Annotated in this window: 21 protein-coding genes; 17 read left to right on the forward strand and 4 right to left on the reverse strand. The window is 41.7% G+C overall.

Annotation, left to right across the window (positions count from 1 at the left end):
* The first annotated feature begins 3 nt into the window (after window positions 1–3).
* Window positions 4–954, forward strand: coding sequence for a class I SAM-dependent methyltransferase (locus A3I9_RS0111355; RefSeq protein ID WP_018379144.1), 951 nt, complete (start codon window positions 4–6; stop codon window positions 952–954).
* Between the two features lie 55 nt (window positions 955–1,009).
* Complete coding sequence (locus A3I9_RS0111360; protein ID WP_018379145.1) at window positions 1,010–2,203, forward strand: acetate kinase; 1,194 nt, start codon at window positions 1,010–1,012, stop codon at window positions 2,201–2,203.
* 55 nt (window positions 2,204–2,258) lie between these two features.
* On the opposite strand, the gene pepA is transcribed toward A3I9_RS0111360, so the two are convergent.
* On the reverse strand, window positions 2,259–3,326 hold the full coding sequence (gene pepA, locus A3I9_RS0111365) for a glutamyl aminopeptidase (protein WP_018379146.1): 1,068 nt from the start codon (window positions 3,324–3,326) through the stop codon (window positions 2,259–2,261).
* Between the two features lie 176 nt (window positions 3,327–3,502).
* Here pepA and A3I9_RS0111370 point away from each other — a divergent pair, with 176 nt between their 5' ends.
* From A3I9_RS0111370 to ytpR, 3 genes are read left to right on the forward strand one after another with little or no spacing between them, the layout of a single operon-like run.
* Entirely contained in the window at window positions 3,503–3,790 is a 288-nt protein-coding gene (locus A3I9_RS0111370; RefSeq protein WP_018379147.1) for a DUF4651 domain-containing protein, read from the forward strand.
* Window positions 3,784–4,101, forward strand: a complete 318-nt coding sequence (locus A3I9_RS0111375) for a thioredoxin family protein (protein ID WP_018379148.1) — start codon at window positions 3,784–3,786, stop codon at window positions 4,099–4,101. Before A3I9_RS0111370 ends, A3I9_RS0111375 begins: the two co-directional genes overlap by 7 nt.
* A gap of 2 nt (window positions 4,102–4,103) precedes the next feature.
* A complete protein-coding gene (gene ytpR / locus A3I9_RS0111380) occupies window positions 4,104–4,727 on the forward strand; it encodes a YtpR family tRNA-binding protein (protein ID WP_018379149.1) in 624 nt (207 codons plus the stop codon).
* A gap of 42 nt (window positions 4,728–4,769) precedes the next feature.
* Here ytpR and A3I9_RS0111385 read toward each other — a convergent pair whose 3' ends face one another.
* Window positions 4,770–5,549: a DUF2785 domain-containing protein gene (locus A3I9_RS0111385; RefSeq protein ID WP_018379150.1), complete on the reverse strand. Its 780-nt coding sequence runs from the start codon at window positions 5,547–5,549 to the stop codon at window positions 4,770–4,772.
* Between the two features lie 98 nt (window positions 5,550–5,647).
* Entirely contained in the window at window positions 5,648–6,358 is a 711-nt protein-coding gene (locus A3I9_RS0111390) for a class I SAM-dependent methyltransferase (RefSeq protein ID WP_018379151.1), read from the reverse strand.
* An 81-nt stretch (window positions 6,359–6,439) separates the two neighbouring features.
* On the opposite strand from A3I9_RS0111390, the gene A3I9_RS0111395 reads away from it, so the two are divergent.
* The 6 genes from A3I9_RS0111395 to A3I9_RS0111420 all read left to right on the forward strand — a co-directional run bounded on the left by A3I9_RS0111395 (window position 6,440) and on the right by A3I9_RS0111420 (window position 12,077).
* A complete protein-coding gene (locus A3I9_RS0111395; RefSeq protein ID WP_018379152.1) occupies window positions 6,440–6,832 on the forward strand; it encodes a single-stranded DNA-binding protein in 393 nt (130 codons plus the stop codon).
* Between the two features lie 183 nt (window positions 6,833–7,015).
* Window positions 7,016–7,807, forward strand: a complete 792-nt coding sequence (locus A3I9_RS0111400) for a Cof-type HAD-IIB family hydrolase (protein ID WP_026217454.1) — start codon at window positions 7,016–7,018, stop codon at window positions 7,805–7,807.
* Window positions 7,808–7,818: 11 nt separating this feature from the next.
* Complete coding sequence (locus A3I9_RS0111405; protein ID WP_018379154.1) at window positions 7,819–8,784, forward strand: substrate-binding domain-containing protein; 966 nt, start codon at window positions 7,819–7,821, stop codon at window positions 8,782–8,784.
* Window positions 8,781–10,100 (forward strand): sensor histidine kinase, encoded by a 1,320-nt coding sequence (locus A3I9_RS0111410; RefSeq protein ID WP_018379155.1) that lies wholly within the window; start codon window positions 8,781–8,783, stop codon window positions 10,098–10,100. The genes A3I9_RS0111405 and A3I9_RS0111410 overlap by 4 nt, the downstream gene beginning before the upstream one ends.
* A complete protein-coding gene (locus A3I9_RS0111415) occupies window positions 10,097–10,777 on the forward strand; it encodes a response regulator transcription factor (protein WP_018379156.1) in 681 nt (226 codons plus the stop codon). The genes A3I9_RS0111410 and A3I9_RS0111415 overlap by 4 nt, the downstream gene beginning before the upstream one ends.
* Window positions 10,770–12,077 carry an ABC transporter substrate-binding protein gene (locus A3I9_RS0111420; protein WP_018379157.1) on the forward strand — a complete coding sequence of 436 codons (1,308 nt, stop codon included), beginning with the start codon at window positions 10,770–10,772 and terminating at the stop codon, window positions 12,075–12,077. Before A3I9_RS0111415 ends, A3I9_RS0111420 begins: the two co-directional genes overlap by 8 nt.
* 176 nt (window positions 12,078–12,253) lie before the next feature.
* Here the strand turns inward: A3I9_RS0111420 and A3I9_RS12895 are convergent, their stop codons facing one another.
* The gene (locus A3I9_RS12895; protein WP_018379158.1) at window positions 12,254–14,101 is read right to left on the reverse strand and encodes a leucine-rich repeat domain-containing protein; all 1,848 of its coding nucleotides are present in this window, start codon (window positions 14,099–14,101) and stop codon (window positions 12,254–12,256) included.
* A gap of 279 nt (window positions 14,102–14,380) precedes the next feature.
* On the opposite strand from A3I9_RS12895, the gene A3I9_RS0111430 reads away from it, so the two are divergent.
* The 6 genes from A3I9_RS0111430 to groES all read left to right on the forward strand — a co-directional run bounded on the left by A3I9_RS0111430 (window position 14,381) and on the right by groES (window position 17,890).
* Window positions 14,381–14,818 (forward strand): PTS sugar transporter subunit IIA, encoded by a 438-nt coding sequence (locus tag A3I9_RS0111430; RefSeq protein WP_018379159.1) that lies wholly within the window; start codon window positions 14,381–14,383, stop codon window positions 14,816–14,818.
* A 45-nt stretch (window positions 14,819–14,863) separates the two neighbouring features.
* On the forward strand, window positions 14,864–15,358 hold the full coding sequence (locus A3I9_RS0111435; protein WP_018379160.1) for a PTS sugar transporter subunit IIB: 495 nt from the start codon (window positions 14,864–14,866) through the stop codon (window positions 15,356–15,358).
* A gap of 42 nt (window positions 15,359–15,400) precedes the next feature.
* Window positions 15,401–16,249 carry a PTS mannose/fructose/sorbose/N-acetylgalactosamine transporter subunit IIC gene (locus A3I9_RS0111440; RefSeq protein WP_018379161.1) on the forward strand — a complete coding sequence of 283 codons (849 nt, stop codon included), beginning with the start codon at window positions 15,401–15,403 and terminating at the stop codon, window positions 16,247–16,249.
* Between the two features lies 1 nt (window position 16,250).
* Complete coding sequence (locus tag A3I9_RS0111445) at window positions 16,251–17,084, forward strand: PTS system mannose/fructose/sorbose family transporter subunit IID (protein WP_018379162.1); 834 nt, start codon at window positions 16,251–16,253, stop codon at window positions 17,082–17,084.
* A 16-nt stretch (window positions 17,085–17,100) separates the two neighbouring features.
* The gene (locus tag A3I9_RS0111450) at window positions 17,101–17,385 is read left to right on the forward strand and encodes a hypothetical protein (RefSeq protein ID WP_018379163.1); all 285 of its coding nucleotides are present in this window, start codon (window positions 17,101–17,103) and stop codon (window positions 17,383–17,385) included.
* A 220-nt stretch (window positions 17,386–17,605) separates the two neighbouring features.
* Window positions 17,606–17,890, forward strand: a complete 285-nt coding sequence (groES, locus tag A3I9_RS0111455; protein ID WP_018379164.1) for a co-chaperone GroES — start codon at window positions 17,606–17,608, stop codon at window positions 17,888–17,890.
* Window positions 17,891–17,953: the final 63 nt, after the last annotated feature.

Below are 17,953 nucleotides of genomic sequence, written 5' to 3' on the forward strand. Positions count from 1 at the left end.
GGTATGAATTTTGAAAAGATTGAACAGGCTTATGACCTGCTATTAGAAAATGTCCAAACAATCCAAAATCAGCTTGGGACAAATATTTATGATGCCATGATTGAACAGAATGCAGCTTATGTATCTGGGGCAGAAGCTGAAGTCGTAACGAATAATAATGCAGCTTTGAAGCAGCTTGCTCTTACAGCAGAGGAATGGCGCCGTGCCTACCAATTTCTCTTTATCAAGGCTAATCAGACAGAGCCGATGCAGTATAATCATCAATTTACACCTGATAGTATTGGTTTTCTCTTGACCTTTTTGTTGGATGAACTGACAAAAGGAGAGAAGGTAACAGTGCTGGAAATAGGGTCTGGTACTGGGAATCTAGCCCATACGATTCTTAACCACAGTCAGAAAGAGTTGGATTATCTAGGTATTGAAGTGGATGATTTATTGATTGACTTATCGGCAAGTATTGCAGAAGTTATGAATTCATCCATTAGTTTTGCGCAGGGGGATGCGGTGCGTCCGCAGATTTTGAAAGAAAGCCAAATAATCCTTAGTGATTTGCCGATTGGTTATTATCCAGATGATACGATTGCCAAGCGGTATGAGGTGGTTAGTCCAGAAGGCCACACCTATGCACATCATTTGTTGATGGAGCAGTCGTTGAAATATTTGAAACAAGATGGTTATGCCATTTTCCTTGCGCCAAATGATTTATTGACCAGCGAGCAAGGTCCTCTCTTGAAAGAATGGCTACGTCATCACGCTAGTGTCGTAGCGATGATCGCCTTGCCAACTAACCTTTTTGGGGCTCAAAATATGGCAAAATCTATTTTTGTCTTGCAAAAAAAGATTGCTGTATCAAACGAGACCTTTGTTTACCCACTTCAAGATTTGCAAAATGCGGCAGAATTGAAAGATTTTGTAACCAATTTCAAAAATTGGAAGGCAGTGCATGCAATTTAGCAAAAAATTTGATATACTAGTTAGGAAAACGCTTAAAATTTAAAAGGGGTACATTATGTCAAAGACAATTGCAATCAATGCAGGTAGTTCAAGTTTGAAATGGCAGCTTTATCAAATGCCAGAAGAAATCGTATTAGCAGCAGGGATTATTGAACGGATTGGGTTGAATGATGCCATCTCAACTGTAAAATACGATGGGAAAAAAGAAACAGAAACACTGGACATTCCTGACCATACGGTCGCAGTTAAAATCTTATTGGAAGATTTATTGAAACACGGAATTATTAAAGAATATACTGAAATTACAGGTGTTGGTCACCGTGTGGTTGCTGGTGGTGAAATCTTTAAGGAGTCAACTGTCATTGGCGAAAAAGAAATTCAGCAAATCGAAGAATTGAGCGCCCTTGCTCCTCTCCATAACCCAGCCCACGTAGCAGCTATCCGCGCTTTTGAAGAAGTGTTGCCAGATGTATTGAATGTTGCAGTATTTGATACGGCCTTCCATACAACGATGCCAGAGCACGCATATTTGTATCCAATTCCACGGAAATACTACAAAGAAAATAAAGTTCGTAAATATGGTGCGCACGGGACAAGTCACTATTATGTTGCACATGAAGCAGCTAAAGTTTTGGGACGTCCGCTTGAAGAATTGAAGATTATCACAGCTCATATCGGAAATGGTGTCTCTATCACGGCTAACTACCATGGAGAATCCATGGATACTTCAATGGGCTTTACACCACTTGCAGGTCCAATGATGGGAACCCGCTCAGGGGATATTGACCCAGCTATTATTCCGTATTTAGTAGCAAATGTACCCGAGTTGAAAGATGCAGCAGATGTTGTCACGATGTTGAATAAGCAATCTGGTTTGCTTGGGGTATCTGAAATGTCAAGTGATATGCGGGATATCGAGGCAGGTTTGCAAGCTAAAAATCCTGATGCAGTGTTGGCCTACAATATCTTTATCGATCGCATCAAGAAATTCATCGGTCAATATTTTGCAGTCTTGAATGGTGCAGACGCCATCGTCTTTACAGCTGGTATGGGTGAAAATGCACCATTGATGCGTAATGATGTGATTGCAGGTTTGTCTTGGTTCGGTATTGAATTGGATCCAGAGAAGAATGTCTTTGGTAATTTCGGTGACATTTCAACACCAGAATCCAAAGTACGTGTCCTAGTCATTCCAACCAATGAAGAACTTGTCATTGCGCGTGATGTAGAACGTTTGAAAAATGCATGACCTATAATATAAAACCAAAAGAACCAGTCAAACTGAACTGGTTCTTTTTAATGGCTTAATATGTCTTAATCAAGTCCACTGTTGAGCGGTCGAGCTTTTTGACAATGGCCTGTAAGAAGGCTTGCGCTTGCAAGAAATCATCCATGCTGTAGAGGGTTTGATGTGAATGAATGTAGCGGGCACAGACTCCAATAGTAGTGGATGGAACGCCATGGTTTTTGAGATGGGCTGCTCCGGCGTCGGTGCCTCCTTTGGCACAGTAGTATTGGTATTTCACGCCAGCTTCTTCAGCGGTTGTGAGGAGGAAGTCACGCATGTTTGGAAGCATGATGTGACCTGGATCGTAGAAGCGAATGAGAGTGCCATCTCCAATGGCTCCTTGGTCACCGAAGACATCACCTGCTGGGGAGCAGTCCACAGCAAGGAAAAGCTCTGGATCAAATTTGGTGGTTGAGACATGAGCACCACGCAAACCAACTTCTTCTTGGACGTTAGCCCCTGCAATCAGTTGAGAGTTAAGTGCTTGTCCAGAAAGACTTTCAAGAAGTTCTGCTACCATGAGGACACCATAACGGTTGTCCCACGCCTTGGAAATGACATTTTTTCCATTGGCTGTTAACAAGGCTTCATTTCGTGGAATGATGACATTGCCAGGACGGACACCAAATTCCCAAGCTTCTTCTTTAGAGGCGAAACCAGCATCAAAGATAATATCTTTAATAGAGGGTAGGCTTGGAGTACCATTTGTGCTACGGAAGAGATGAGGTGGCATTGAACCAGAGATGACAGGGATTTGACGACCATCCGATAAAAGGAGTTGGAAGGCTTGGCTTGATACGACAAGCGGGTTCCAGCCACCGAGTTCAACAACGCGGAAAGTTCCATCTGCTTTGATATCGCTAATCATAAAGCCGACTTCGTCCATATGGGCTGCGACAAGTACGCGTGGAGCATTTTCGGCAGCAGAATCTTTTATACCAAAAATGCCACCCAATCCATCTGTCTCGACACGGTCTACATGAGGTGTGATGCGTTGGCGTAGATAGTCACGAACTGGACCTTCAAAACCTGCAACGCCTTGTAGTTCGGTCACTTCTTTTATTTGTGCAAATAAATCGTTCATAAAGTTCCTCGATTCTGTAAGAGTAATCTCCTTATTTTACCACTTTATCAGAAAAATAGCAGGATTTTCTATTGGGGAGAACATTTCTAAACACGGTTTCTCTGGGTGAAAGAATTTAGAGGGGATGAGGCTTGTAATAGTCGTCATAAGTCGCATTTTATGATAAAATAAAGGACATGAAGAATAAAAAATCAGCCTGGCTAGCGGGCTTGTTGGGAGCAGGAGTGCTCGCAGCTAGCGCGAAATACTATATGGATGTTCAAGAAGAGCGGCAAAAATCTGTTGCCCTTCAACAAGTGCGGGATTTTTTTGCGGACTTTGGAGAGATTGCGACAGTCTTTGTAGATGAAAGCCGGTCAGATAAACAGGTCTTGGTTGGTGGCGTCGTAATGGAAGAAGGGGCAGTCTATCTTTTTAAAAATCGCCACGGAAGAATACTCTATGAGGAGGAAAAAACATGTTAACACCAGCAACTTATGAAGAATTAGCAACTGCTATTGAGGAAAGTGGGACCAAGGTTCTCTTTTTTACAGCGGATTGGTGTCCTGATTGTCAATTTATCTATCCAGCTATGCCAGAAATTGAAGCGGCATTCCCAGACTGGACCTTTGTCCGTGTAGACCGCGATGAATTTATGGAAGTGGCACAACAATGGGATATTTTTGGCATTCCAAGTTTTGTTGTGGTTAAAAATGAAGAAGAAGTGGGACGGTTTGTGGATAAAAACCGCAAAACAAAAACTCAGATTATTGAATTTTTAGAAGGATTGAAGTAAAAATGATTTTTGCATACAATAAGGAACAAGTTGGCGATGTCTTGATGGTTTTGTTAGAGGACAAAAAAGATATCAAACGCCAAGTGGAGCGAAAAGGAAATGTGGCGCGTGTCTTTGCGGAAGAAACTGGAAAAACAGTAGCTTGGAATATTTTTGATGTGTCCAGCTTGATGGATGTTCAAGGAAATGGGCAAGTTTTCCCAACAGAAGAAGATATCGCGGTATTGAATGCTGAGTTGACTAAGGAAGGATTTGATGAACAGTTAGAAAAACCAGCTTATCCAGTCTTTGTAGTGGGTCAGATTGTCGAAATGGTGGCTCACCCAGATAGCGACCACTTGAACATCTGCCAAGTCAATATTGGTGAGGAAACTATACAAATTGTCGCAGGTGCACCAAATGCAGTAGTTGGTCTCAAAACGATTGTAGCGCTGCCGGGTGCCATGATGCCAAGTGGTAGCTTGATTTTCCCAGGGAAACTTCGTGGTGAAGATAGCTACGGGATGATGTGTAGCCCGCGTGAGTTGGCATTACCAAATGCACCGCAAGTCCGTGGCATCATTGAATTAGATGATACAGCGGTTGTTGGCGAAGCCTTTGATGCAAGTAAGCATTGGAAGGGATAAAATTAGTTAAAAAGGAATGCGCGGGCATTCCTTTTTTGGTATCTAATAACCGTTCCATTTTCCTAAGATCGTATGTTTCAGAAGAGGAGTGAGAGCCTCTTCTTTTTCGAGATAGGTAGAAATAGCGAGTAGAAAATTTTCAAAATTGACTTGTTCGAAATAGTCGGTGGCTGTTTGGTCATGGAAAGTTGTTTGCTCAATCCATGAAGCTAGATCGGTTTGAGAAAGTTTTTGCTGAAGGATAAGCTGGCTGATAAGAAGTGCCAAGCGTCGTTCTTCACCAGCTGAAAAAATAGTTGCCTGTCGTTTTAAAAGCAGGATTGTCGTTTGCCAAACAGTCTTGATTTTAGAAGAAGGGAAATCTTGGTGCAAGCTAGCTGCTAATAGAAATTCAGCGCCATGTGCGATAGCATGAATCCAGCCGATGCTCTCCTCCCAGCCTCTGCTGTCTGTTTCCCTTTCTAAAAATAGGAGGGCTTCATCGAACAATTTCTGTCGATCGGTAGGGGACAGTTGCTGGTAGTAGGGACTATTTTCTTGGTTATCCACGAGTAAGACGAGTGAACATAACAGGGACGTAAAAGAGCGTGTCAGTGTGGGTGCAGATGAGGCTAATAGTCCTGTATTCAAGGCAGTAGTCGCTAACCACTGGAAATCGGTTGTAGATATTTGGTGGTCCATCAAGGCGTGGCCGAAGCTGACGTAGACGAGTTCATCTCGGATTTCTGGATTTGGATCTCCGATATGAGCCAACAGCCATTCTAACTCTTCTCTTGTATATGGCAGAGAGAGAGCTAATTTTTTTGATAATCTTTCTTTCATAAGTTTTTCCTTTCATTTAAAAATCTTGAAAACTTATGATGCGCTTCTCAGTAGCCTCTTTTGAGTGTTTCTCATCAAAAACATTTGATTCTCCTATTCTATTTCTTCAACCATACATGTTGCAGAAAACTGATATCTTTGTAAGGTTTTAAGTTGCAGACAGCCAGTTCCATCTCGGTCATCTTTTCCAGCCAACCTTCCTCTGTCTTAAAATCGTTGGGTTGGAGACTGTAAAAGGTACGGATGGCTTGGTAGTTTTCCAAGGTCAGTCCACTCATTTCAATCAAGTTCTCAATGGAGTAGGTGCTTCCCTGTGCAAAGGATTGGCTGTGAAATTCACCACCGTTTAGCAGGTGTAAGGCAGTGTCAACATCATTTGAAAAGACAACACTTTGTAAGATTTTCCCCGCTTGGTTGTGCTTGATAATGGAGAGTTTTCCATCAGTGTTCAAAAGTCGCTTAAATTCCGCTAGGTAAGCAGGTAGCTGATTGGGTTTTACATATTCCAAGACATTATGGCAGAGAATCAGGTCAAAGCTTTCATCAGGAAAATCGGTCAGTTGTTCGATACTCCCTAAGATTTTCTGATAGTTGGTTTGAGTTTCCAAGTCCAACATCTCAGTGTTCGGTTCAACAGCTGTAACCTCATTCCCAAGGTCAGCAAGAAATTGGCTGACCAAACCAAAACCTGCTCCGAAGTCCAAAATTCGTTTGTTTTTTAGGTGCGCGAGTTGGGAAAAGGTGATGTCGTATTGAATTTTACCCCAAGGTTGTTGAAGCATTTCCCTATAAGTTGTAATATTGACCATAAGTTCTCCTTTTGCAATATTTTATCAAAAATGAGTCGATTTTTCCTACTTTTTGCGAATAGATAAGTAGGAGGATAAAAAATGAATAAAACATTATTGATTGGTCGCTTAACGGCCAACCCTGAGGTTGCTCAAACGCCTAGTGGCAAAGCAGTGGTTCGAGTGACGGTTGCGGTAAATCGCCGTTTTAAGAAGGAAAATGGAGACCGCGAAGCAGATTTTATCACAGTTGTTGTTTGGGGGAAATTAGCTGAAACTCTGGCTTCCTATGGTGGAAAAGGGAGTCTGATTTCTATTGAAGGAGAATTGCGGACCCGTCGCTATGAAAAAGAGGGGCAAGCCCACTATGTGACAGAAGTCCTCTGCCAAGCCTTTCAGTTATTGGAAAGTCGTGCCCAACGAGCCATGCGTGAAAACAATACCGGAGAAGATTTAGCGGATATTGTTTTAGAAGGGGAAGAATTGCCCTTCTAAATCATCTTATCGAACCTACTTCCTTTTATTTTTATAGAAGTCTCTGCAAGTTGCAGGGGCTTTTTGTGTATAGGGGGCGCGGAAAGTTGACAATTGTCATCACTTTTTAGGTCTCCTAGAAACCCCTTTCAAAAAATGGTATACTAAAAATGAGAAGTTGTGCCTTGAATTCAGGAGGAAATAATAGTGAAAATTATATTTAGCGATATCGATGGAACACTGATTAACAGTGAATTTCAAGTAACAGAAGCGACCCAAATCGCGATTCGAGAGGCAATACAACAAGGAAAGCTTTTTGTTCCAGTTTCAGCTCGTATGCCAGAAGCCATTCAGCCGATTATAGACAGTATTGGGATTACAGGGCCTCTCATTGCTTTTAATGGCGCCTTAGTTCAAGGACAACAGGGAGAAGTTATCGCTTCTTATCCAATGGCGACAGCCTTGGCCTTGGAGATTTGTGACTATGTAGTTCAGGAAGCACCTGCTATTGCTTGGAATGTGTATAGTTTTCATGATTGGTATTCTATGGATAGAAAGCATCCATGGATTAAAAGAGAAGAAGGTATTGTCCAACTGGCATCGCAAGAGGTTACCTTATCAGAGTTGGCAGGTCTAGAGTCTGTTCACAAATTACTTTTTATGGGGGAACCGGGTCAGATTGCACCTTTGGAAGTTCAGTTAAAGAAAAAATATCCAGATGTGTCTATTGTTCAATCAGCTCCTTACTTTATTGAAGTAATGGCTAAGGGAATTCGGAAAGGGCCAGCTGTCAAGTTGCTGGCAGACTCCTTGGGGATAACCATGGAAGAGGCGATTGCATTTGGTGATAACTATAATGATGCAGATATGTTGGAGACAGTTGGGAAAGGATATCTGATGGGGAATGCTCCACTGGACTTGCAAAAGCGCATTGGCAACGTCACTGCGGATCATAATCATGATGGAATTGCGCAAGTGCTAACAACCTATCTTTAGAAGGGAGTTCTATGCTCAAGAAATTCAATGTCAAATATGTGTTGACTATCGGAGTAGCCCTTCTGTTTGTTCTGGGGATTTATGCCCACTATCGGACAGTTCCGATTTTTCCAGAGCAACGTAAGATTGGTACCACCTATATGACCATGAACAATGCCTTTTACAAGATTGTCAATGCAGAGGTGGAAAAGGCTGTGGATAGCCGAGGTGACATCCTTTACACGCGCGATCCTGCCTTAAGTGTAGACAAACAATGTGAGCAAATAGAATCCTTTATCGACAAGGAGGTTGATGTCATTATTATCAATCCTGTGGATAGTGGTAGTCAAAAAATCACAAAAACATTAAAAAAAGCTCGCCAAAAAGGGATTAAAATAGTAGTCGTAGATAGCCAGTTGAAAGATGATCAAGTAGTGGATGTCACGGTAGTATCGGACAATTATAGGGCAGGCGTACTGAACGCCCAGCACATGATAGAAACAATGCCAAAAGCAGACATTTTGCTCTTAGAACACGCAGACACCCTATCAGCAGTTGACCGTATCAATGGCTTTTTAGATACTATTAGAGGTCGGGGGAATTATCGTGTTGTGGCTAGACGGGAATCGCTTGGGCAGACAGAAATTGCCATGCCTGAAGTGGAATCTGTTATTGAATCAGGAGTTCATTTCGATGTCATTATGGCCTTGAATGATCAAAGTGCTTTAGGTGCCTTAGCAGCAGTAAAGGAGAATGCTCTCGAGCACAAGGTTGCGATCTATGGAGTGGATGGTTCTCCTGATATGAAAAACATTCTACGCTATACAAATGATGTTGCTGCAACAGTGGCCCAATCTCCTGTAACTATGGGTGAAGAGGCGGTTGAATCAGCCTATCAATTATTGGAAGGAAAAAAGACGGACGTCGTTATTACGATTCCAGTTAGTCTATTAGACAAGAAGACTATCCAAGATGTGAATATTGCGGGGTGGCAATGATGACACATATAAAAAGAACTCGCTTTCTACGTTTTGTCCTCATTGTGATTAATTTCGTCGCAGTAGTCTATAATGCCTCTCTTTACTTATTTGCCAGTAAATACATTGTGGCGAAGGGATTTAGTCATTCCCTGCTAGAAAAGTTAACAGTTGTTCCTGCAAAACCAACCGTTATTTTTTGGACGTCCATTCTTTCTTTTGCCTTACTCTTATTCGTGATGCAGATAAGAAACCACGTAGCAGAAGAAAAAGGTAATCTCGTTCGCTGGTTGTTAGGATTAGAGATAGGCTTACTCTTAGTGACGTTTATCGCGTTGCAATCCTCTTATAATGGTTTGATTCTATTGGTCTTCTTAGATATTTTCTATACCTATACAGACTTTTATATCATGCAACAAAGACGATACTGGCTCGTGTTTATCGTGTTGAGCTTTGGTGCTTTATTGCTGTCCAATTTTGATATTTTGTCACTTGTTGTGCGGATTCCTTCGGTGGATGCCTATGTTGACTTTTTCCCTGCTTCTCTACGTTTAGCAACTCTTTTTGTTAAAAATCTTTTAGCTTCTCTAAACATAGTCGTCTTTATTACTTCCTTGATCACCTATATTATGCACTCGGTGTCTGAAAATCATAAAATTGAGGAAGAATTACGCATGGCGGCTCAGGCCAATACAGAGTTAAATAATTACGTAGCAGTGACAGAGAAAATTGCAGAGGATAGGGAGCGTAAGCGGATTGCTAGGGAAATCCATGACACACTAGGTCACGCCCTTACAGGAATTTCTGCTGGAATTGATGCCATTACGGTCTTGGTCGATTTGGACCCTAATCGGGCAAAGCAGCAACTTAAAAATGTCTCTCAAGTGGTTCGGGATGGGATTCGTGATGTAAGGCGTTCTTTAGAAAAATTACGACCGGGTGCTTTAGAGGGACGTACCTTGAAAGCCGGTCTTGAAAAGATGATTGCAGATTATCAAGAATTATCTCGTCTGGATATTCGGTTTGAGTATGGTTGGGGCGATGTTGACTTGGAAGTCACCAAGGAAGATATTATTTTCCGGATGATTCAGGAATCCATTACCAATTCGCTGCGTCATGGGCATGCGAGGCGGGTAGGTATTCAGTTGACCGGTGATGACTGTTATCGTATTTGCATTCAAGATGACGGAATTGGTTGTACCGACCTACATTATGGGTATGGTTTGACACAGATGCGCGAACGATTGGCTATCATCGGAGGAACGGTTGAGTTTTTCAATGAAAATGGATTTAAGACAGTAGCAACTATTCCGAAAAGCAAGGGGGAGGAAGAATGATAAAGGTATTAATAGCAGATGATCAAGCATTGATTCGAGAGTCTTTACAGATAGTGCTCTCTGCTCATCAAGACATCCATGTGGTAGGCACAGTTGGAGATGGTTTAGAAGTGATAGATGCGCTAAAGACTTGCCATCCTGATGTCATTTTGATGGATATTCGAATGCCCAAAATGGATGGGGTCCTCTGTACCAAGCAGGTCAAGGAACTGTATCCAGACATCAAAATCATTATTCTGACGACTTTTGATGATGACGATTTTATTTTTAGTGCTTTGAAGTACGGGGCCTCTGGTTATATGTTAAAAGGTGTTTCAACTGAGGAATTGCATCAAGCTATTGTGACAGTAAATAGTGGTGGAGCCATGATTAACCCTGATATTGCGACTAAAGTTTTTAAGATTTTTTCTCATATGGCCCAATCTAATTTTGCGATTCAAGTGGAAGAGGACAATGTAGTCGATTTGTCAAAAATTGAATGGAAGATTATTCAGCAAATTGGTTTCGGACTGTCGAATAAAGAAATTTCTGGCAAACTCTTTCTTTCAGAGGGGACCGTACGCAATTATTTGTCCACTATCTTGTCGAAATTACGTTTACGTGATCGGACGCAATTAGCGATTTGGGCTGTACAGACTGGGGTGACCACTCGTGATTTTGGTGACAGTCATGAATAAAACGTTTCTGTCAAAAGGAAAGCGATGGGGGCTTATAGCGATACTGCTGGTAGTACTTGCGGCTTGGTATGTTTATGATGCGACGAGCCGTTCTATTACGTTACGGTTAGGAATCTACGCTGGAAGTAGTTGGGATGTGCCCAATGGAAATGAATATAAACTGATTGATCAGGTGATTGCTCGTTTTGAACAAGAGCATCCCCGCGTTCGAGTGGTCTATGAAAGTGGTGTTGCAAAGGAAGCTTACTCATCTTGGTTGTCAGATACGATTGTCAATGGGGAACAGCCAGACATTTTTGTCCTACCTGAAAATGATTTTAACCTGCTCGCCTCAACCGGCTCATTAAAGAAATTAAACCATTTTGTAGAGAAAGATTTGCGTGTGGCAGATTTTTACAATTCAGCTTACCAAGCTGGGACATATGGAGATATACAGTATGCTCTCCCCTACGAAAGTAATCCGACTATGATGTGCATCAACAAAGATTTGCTTGAAAAAGAGGGGATTGACGTACCAACAACTGGCTGGACATTGGCAGAGTTTTATCAGATTTGCCGGCGCGTGACAAAGGACACCAATGGTGATGGTGTTTTGGACCAATATGGCTTGATAGGATATACTTGGGAACAAGCTCTTGCGGCCTATGGAGTGCAACTCTTTGACGAATATGGAAGTGAGAGCTATTTTAATACAGAAACTGTCAAATCAGCTCTTTCAATGGTTGCCAAACTCCATGCGCTAAATGGGCAATATCAGGTGACTACAGAAGATTTTGATAAGGGAAATGTTGCTTTTTTGCCGATGACCTTGGCCCAATATCGAACCTATAAACCTTATCCTTATCACGTTGCGAAATACTCCTCTTTTGCTTGGACCTGTGTGCAAATGCCTGCTGCTACTAGAGATATCAATGCAACCCAAGTCAGTACCTCTCTTTATGGAATCTCTGCCAAGACAAAACATGACCAATTAGCATGGGATTTTCTTAAATTGTTAACGGATGATAAGGAAACACAACAAGCGCTTTTTGAAACGTCGCAAGGAACTTCAGTCTTAAAGGGGACGATGGCACACACAGCAACCAAAGAGATTTTAAAAAATGATGATTTTGGCTCGTCGGCGTTGACGGTGGAAACCCTTCATTCCATGATGGTAGATGCAGCGATTGAACCAAAATTCAAGACCTATAATCGAGTTCGTGAACAAGCAGATTATTTGATTACACGTGCTTTGGACAATCAGACAGTAGACAGTGATTTGGCAGATATTCAGCGGATGATGGAGGATCAATTGGAGTGACAAAAAAGTGCGAACAGGTTGACAAGTTTTGTCATGCGCCAACGTAACACAAAAAGAAGAAAATGGGAAGCAAACTTTGCTGGCATCTATTTGCTGACAACCAATTTCTAAGGATAAAGTCATATAAAAAACGAGGAGTTCATCTCTAGAAGTAGAGTGGGCTCCTCGTTTTTTGTTTATTGTGTGCTATACCAAGCAATTCCTTCTTGTTTCCAACCGCGTGATGCTAGTGTCTTGTATTCATTGGAATCTTTGGTAAAGTGATGTTTTTTAATACCAGGATGGTAAAGGCGATAAACAGGAATATCGCCCTTTGAGCGATAAGCAACACCTTCCTGTCTCCAACCGCGAGTAGCTAATACCTTATATTCGTTGGCATCAGATGTGTACAGATGGACACGGAGGCCAGAGTGATAGAGGCGATAAACAGGAGTACCAGCCTGTGTTGCTGTTTTCCAAGCTTCTCCCTCGTATGTCCAACCACGATGTTTTAGGGTATCACGTTCGTTGGTATCTGTAGTGTACAGGTGTACTTGTAAACCAGAGTGGTACAAACGATAGACTGGTTGAGTAGCTTCTTTGGTTTTAGGAGATGAGATGTTTCCAGAATGTTGTGTTGATGTTGTAGAGGATGTCGTTACAGTTGTCTGTGGTGAAGGTTGTGGAGCAGCTGTATCGACGATACTGATTTTGTCGGCTGCAATTCCAATATGAAGGAGCGCAGCCTTGGCCTCTTCAGTTGCAACGATGAATTGAACACTAGGGAGTCTATCAAAATCGAAGGCTTCTTTTTCAATGGAAATATCTTTTGATCTTGTACGAATTTCAATGATTTGAATGTCTTCAATCGTTTCAGAAGGACCCGATAAAAGCTTACTTGGAATGACAGTAACGCCTTCTCCAAGGACTAATTTTTCTAATTTTGGTAATTTGTGGAATGCAAATGTATTCACATGTGTCACACTATCAGGAATAATCAGTTCCTTTAAAGCCCAATTATCATAAAAAGCTAACTTTTTAATTGATTTTAAGGTAGAAGGGAAAGAAATTTTAGACAGTTTTAGGTCACGTTGAAAGGCGAATTCACCGATTTCTTCGACTCCTTCTGACAATGTAACTTCCTTCAAATAGTTTTCGTTTAAACCAAAGGCGTATGGGGCGATGGATGTGACTCCATCTGGTGTTGTGTACTGGCTATCTTCTTTTTGGGCAGGATAGATGAGAAGCTCAGAGAGATCTTTCTTGAAAAGAACATCGTCTTTAGCGGTAAAATTCGGATTGTCATCTGCTACAGTGATAGATTTCAGGTTTTTAGTGTAACTAAAAGCGCCTCTGCCCAATGTGTCAAAGGTTTTAGGAAGAGAAATACTAGTTAGACTTTCTGCATTAGCAAAAGCCATATGTCCGATGACCTCTAAATGGGAATCATCGCTAAAGTTTAATGATTTGATGTCTGAAAATGAAAAGGCTAGATTTCCGATATATTCAAGACTATTTGGAAGTGTCACGCTAGAAATTTTTGAAAAACGAAAGGCACTTTCTTCGATTTTGGTCAATGCGCTGTTGGCAGGAAGTTCAACAGTACGAATGGTTTTAGAGTTGAAAAAGGCTTTTTTATGGATGGTCGTAATGGTCTCAGGAAGAATGACTTTCTCAGCCCTTACTGTGGAATAATAATTTCCTTCCTCATCTTCAAAGCCTGTAAAGGCTTGTTCAGCGACTTCAGTGACTGTAAACATGAGATTACCTAGGGAAAATACGTTTGGAATGACGATTTCAGTCTTGTCGCTAACAACTGCTTTCTCTCCATTTCCGACTTGAACAGTAGCGTTCGTTCCATCAAGGGACAAGACTTTGTAGTCAATCCCTTCATATTGTACAAGAGTACCAACGCTAATTTGATTGTCAGTTACTTCTGCGGAAACTTCCGTTGTGTTTGCAAAAACAGAGGGTTGCATTGGATATTGGTAGGCCAAAATGATGCTACTCGCTAGCAACAGAGTCATTGTTTTTTTGTGCTTCATTTCACACTCCTTTTTATAGTTTATTTATAGAGCGCCTTGCTCTAATGTTTATTATTTTACAATAAATTTAAAGTTAAGTCAACCTAAAAATAAAATTAGGTAAATTTAAAAAACAAGAAGTGGTGAAAATGACAAATGTCATCTGCCAGATGACATTTGTCCATAAAAAGGTATGACAATCTGCAGTTTGAAAACGATTACGATCTTGTTAGAATATAGGAGAAAAAGCCAAACAAGGGAAAATCCTTTGATTTCAGTAACTATTTAGGAGGAGAAGAAATGAAGTATTTGTTGCTAGTCAGCCATGGCGGTTTTGCTGCTGGCCTGAAAACATCACTTGCCATGTTTGCCGAAGACAAGATAGATCAAGTCATTGCAGTTGGCCTTGAAAATGGCAAATCAGTGGATGATTTTGCAGTGACTTTTCGTGAAGCCATTTCCGGTTTGACGCAAGAGGATTCAGTGGTTGTCTTGGCAGATATTGTTGGCGGAAGTCCATTAACAACAGCTTGTAGCGTCTTAGCGGAGCTTGGAAAATTGGATAGTGCAGTCATTCTCGGAGGAATGAATTTACCGATGGCAGTGACATCCATTGTCATGAAAGATGTATTAGAAGGTGCAGATTTTGTAGCAGCTGTTTTACCAGAAGCGCAGGCAGCCCTTCAAGAATTTAAGGTAGCCTCGGACGACGATGAGGACGAAGACGACGATATTTAAAGGATAAGGTGGAAATATTCCAACCAACTCTAAAGGAGGAAAAAAATGGTAGTAACATTTGTACGGATTGACGACCGCATGATCCACGGTCAAACAGTAACACGTTGGGCAAAAGAGCATCCTTGCGATGGCTTGATTGCGGTGAATGATGCAGCAGCTAGTAACAAGGTCTTGACTCAGGCTTATAAAGGTGCATCAGATAAGAAGACCTTTGTCTGGACAGTGGATGCTTTTGGTGAAAAGTCACAAAAAGTATTGGATTCTGATACGCGTTATTTTGTGATTACAAAAAACCCAGTCGATATGAAGAAAATTTTGGTCGATCAAGGTTTCGTACCAAGCGATGTAAAAGAAATCATCGTTGGTCCATGTAATGACCGTCCCGGAGCGGTGAAATTAGGAAATAACCAATCGATCACGCAAGAAGAAGCAGATGCAATCGAAGCGATTGAAAAAGCAGGCTACCGCGTACGCTTCCAACTCTTACCAGATGTTTCGATTGGTTACTGGTCTGATTTCAAATCAAAATTCGGCTACTAAAAACTCCCTAAATGGAGAGAAAAAAATAGATAGGAGATTATTATGACAATTTCTTGGTTCCAAGCTGCCTTGCTCGGCTTGTTCGCATGTTTGTCTTCCATGCCTGGTCTTGGGGGAACTTCATTTGGTAACTACACTTTGGGACGTCCCTTAGTTGGTGGGTTGGTCTGTGGCTTGATCCTCGGCGACATTAAAACAGGTGTCATCTGTGGGGTTGCCATGCAGCTGGTTTATATCGCCCTTGTTACACCGGGTGGTACGGTTTCTGCAGACGTTCGTGCTATTTCTTATATCGGTATTCCTTTGGCCATGGTGGCAATTCATTCACAAGGCCTTTCAGCAGATTCTGCTGATGCAGCTAACTTGGCAAAATCAATGGGTACTCTTGTAGGTACAGTTGGTACAGTGCTTTTCTACGGAACTGCAACGATGAATTTGGCTTGGCAACATATCGGTTGGAAAGCTGTTGAAAAAGGGGATTTCCGTAAAGTCTACCAAGTTGACTGGCTTTATCCTTGGATTTCTCATTTTCTTTTCTCGTTTATCCCAACATTGATTATGTGTAAATTGGGAGCAACAGCCGTTACAGCATTGAAAGATGCCCTCCCAATGGATGGTATTCCAATGAAGACCCTCTTCACAGTCGGGGCCCTTCTTCCATGTGTGGGGATTGCGATCCTCTTGAAACAAATTGCCAATAAAGCAGTTGATTTCATTCCATTCTTTGTTGGTTTCACATTGGCTGCTTCTCTTGGATTGAACCTTGTAGCCTGTGCAGTGATTTCATTGATTTTCGCTGTTCTATTCTACGAATTGGAAATGGCAAAAAATGTCAGAGCGACTGCAGCAGTAGGCGGCGCTGACTTTGATGATGAAGAGGAGGACATCTAAGATGGCAGTAAAGAAAATTTCTCAAAAAACCTTAACAAAATCATTCCATCATTGGTACTATGGAAACTTGACTTGCTTCACGCAAGAACATATGCAAACCTTCGGTTACTTGGCTTCTATGTTGCCAATCATCGAAGAATTGTACGATAAAAAAGAAGACCAAGCACGTTCTATGCAAACTTATACAGCCTTCTTTAATACAGAACCACAATTGGGTGCCCTCGTTGTCGGTATCACAGCAGGTCTTGAAGAGGCACGTGCGAATGGTTCAGAAGAAGTAACAGACGAAACCATCAACGGACTTCGTGCAGGTTTGATGGGGCCTGTTGCTGGTATCGGTGATTCCCTCGTTGTCGGAACATTGATTCCAGTTATTTTGGGGATTGCTATTGGCTTGTCAACAGGTGGCTCTCCAATCGGTGCGATTTTCTATACAGTCGTTTGGAATCTCTTGGCTTACTTCGGTATGAAGTTTGCTTACTTCAAAGGATACGAACTTGAGGATAAAGCGGTCGAATTTCTTGTAGGGGCACAAGGGCAAGCTATTCGTAAAGCTGTCGGAATTGTCGGCGGTATGGTTGTCGGTGCAGTTGCCGCAACATGGGTATCTGTTAAGACTTCCTTCACACTTGGTAGCGCCAAAAATCCGTACTTGGTTCTTCAAGACAAGTTGGACTCTGTATATCCGGGTCTCCTAACTGCTTGCTTTATTCTCCTTTGCTGGTGGTTAATGGCTAAGAAAAACTTGTCGCCAATTAAAGTAATGTTGCTTCTTGTTGTTATCGCGCTTGTCGGTGTTGTTCTAGGATTCTTCGATCCAGGCTTGTCTTACTAAGAAAAGGAGAAATTGTATGACAAAGAATACATGGCTTCAGGGTTATGAAGAGGAAATTCGTTACCAAAAGCATATGCTGGACAATCTGGGGAGATGGTTTTCTCTACTATCTTTTGTCGCTAGCCTCGGCGTCCTGCTCGTGTATTTCTTCCATCAGACGATTTTCCCACTCTTTCTAGTTGGACTCATCTTTCTCATCCTTGGGGTGCTTGGAATGCTAATTTTTGGATATGGCATTTACAAGGGAAAGAAGAATTTGTCCAAAGTTATTGACGCTTTTGAAACAAACCATTCAATTTAACATTGTACATAGCTATTCCCTGTTGAGGTGGGGAGTAGCTTTTTTCCGTCTTTTGACCTATTTTTGAGAAAATCTGTTTCTTTTTCTTGACTATTTTTGACCAAGTGATAGAATAGTTTTTGTAAGAATTAGCACTCATGTAGATAGAGTGCTAACGAATAGGTCGGACGCTTGAAAGAAGCTCTGCCATTTTAAAAAAGAAGAATGATGGAGGTCAGATATGTTAAAACCATTGGGCGATCGTGTGGTCGTAACATTTGAAGAAACAGAAGAAAAAACAGTAGGTGGCTTTGTGTTGGCCGGAGCCAACCATGATGCGACACAAACGGCAACAGTTGTAGCCGTAGGAGATGGCATCCGTACTTTGACGGGTGATTTGGTAGCGCCAAGTGTAGCAGTAGGGGACACTGTCTTGGTAGAGCGTGGTGCAGGAATCGAAGTTAAAGACGGTGAGGACAAAGTGTCTATCATCCGTGAATCAGATATTGTCGCGATTGTGAAATAATAGAGAAAGAAAGGATTTGAACCCGACCTGTAATTATCGGGAAATAGATAGTCTTCCTTGGAG

The organism is Streptococcus ovis DSM 16829 (genome assembly GCF_000380125.1).
Classification (GTDB): Bacteria; Bacillota; Bacilli; order Lactobacillales; family Streptococcaceae; genus Streptococcus; species Streptococcus ovis.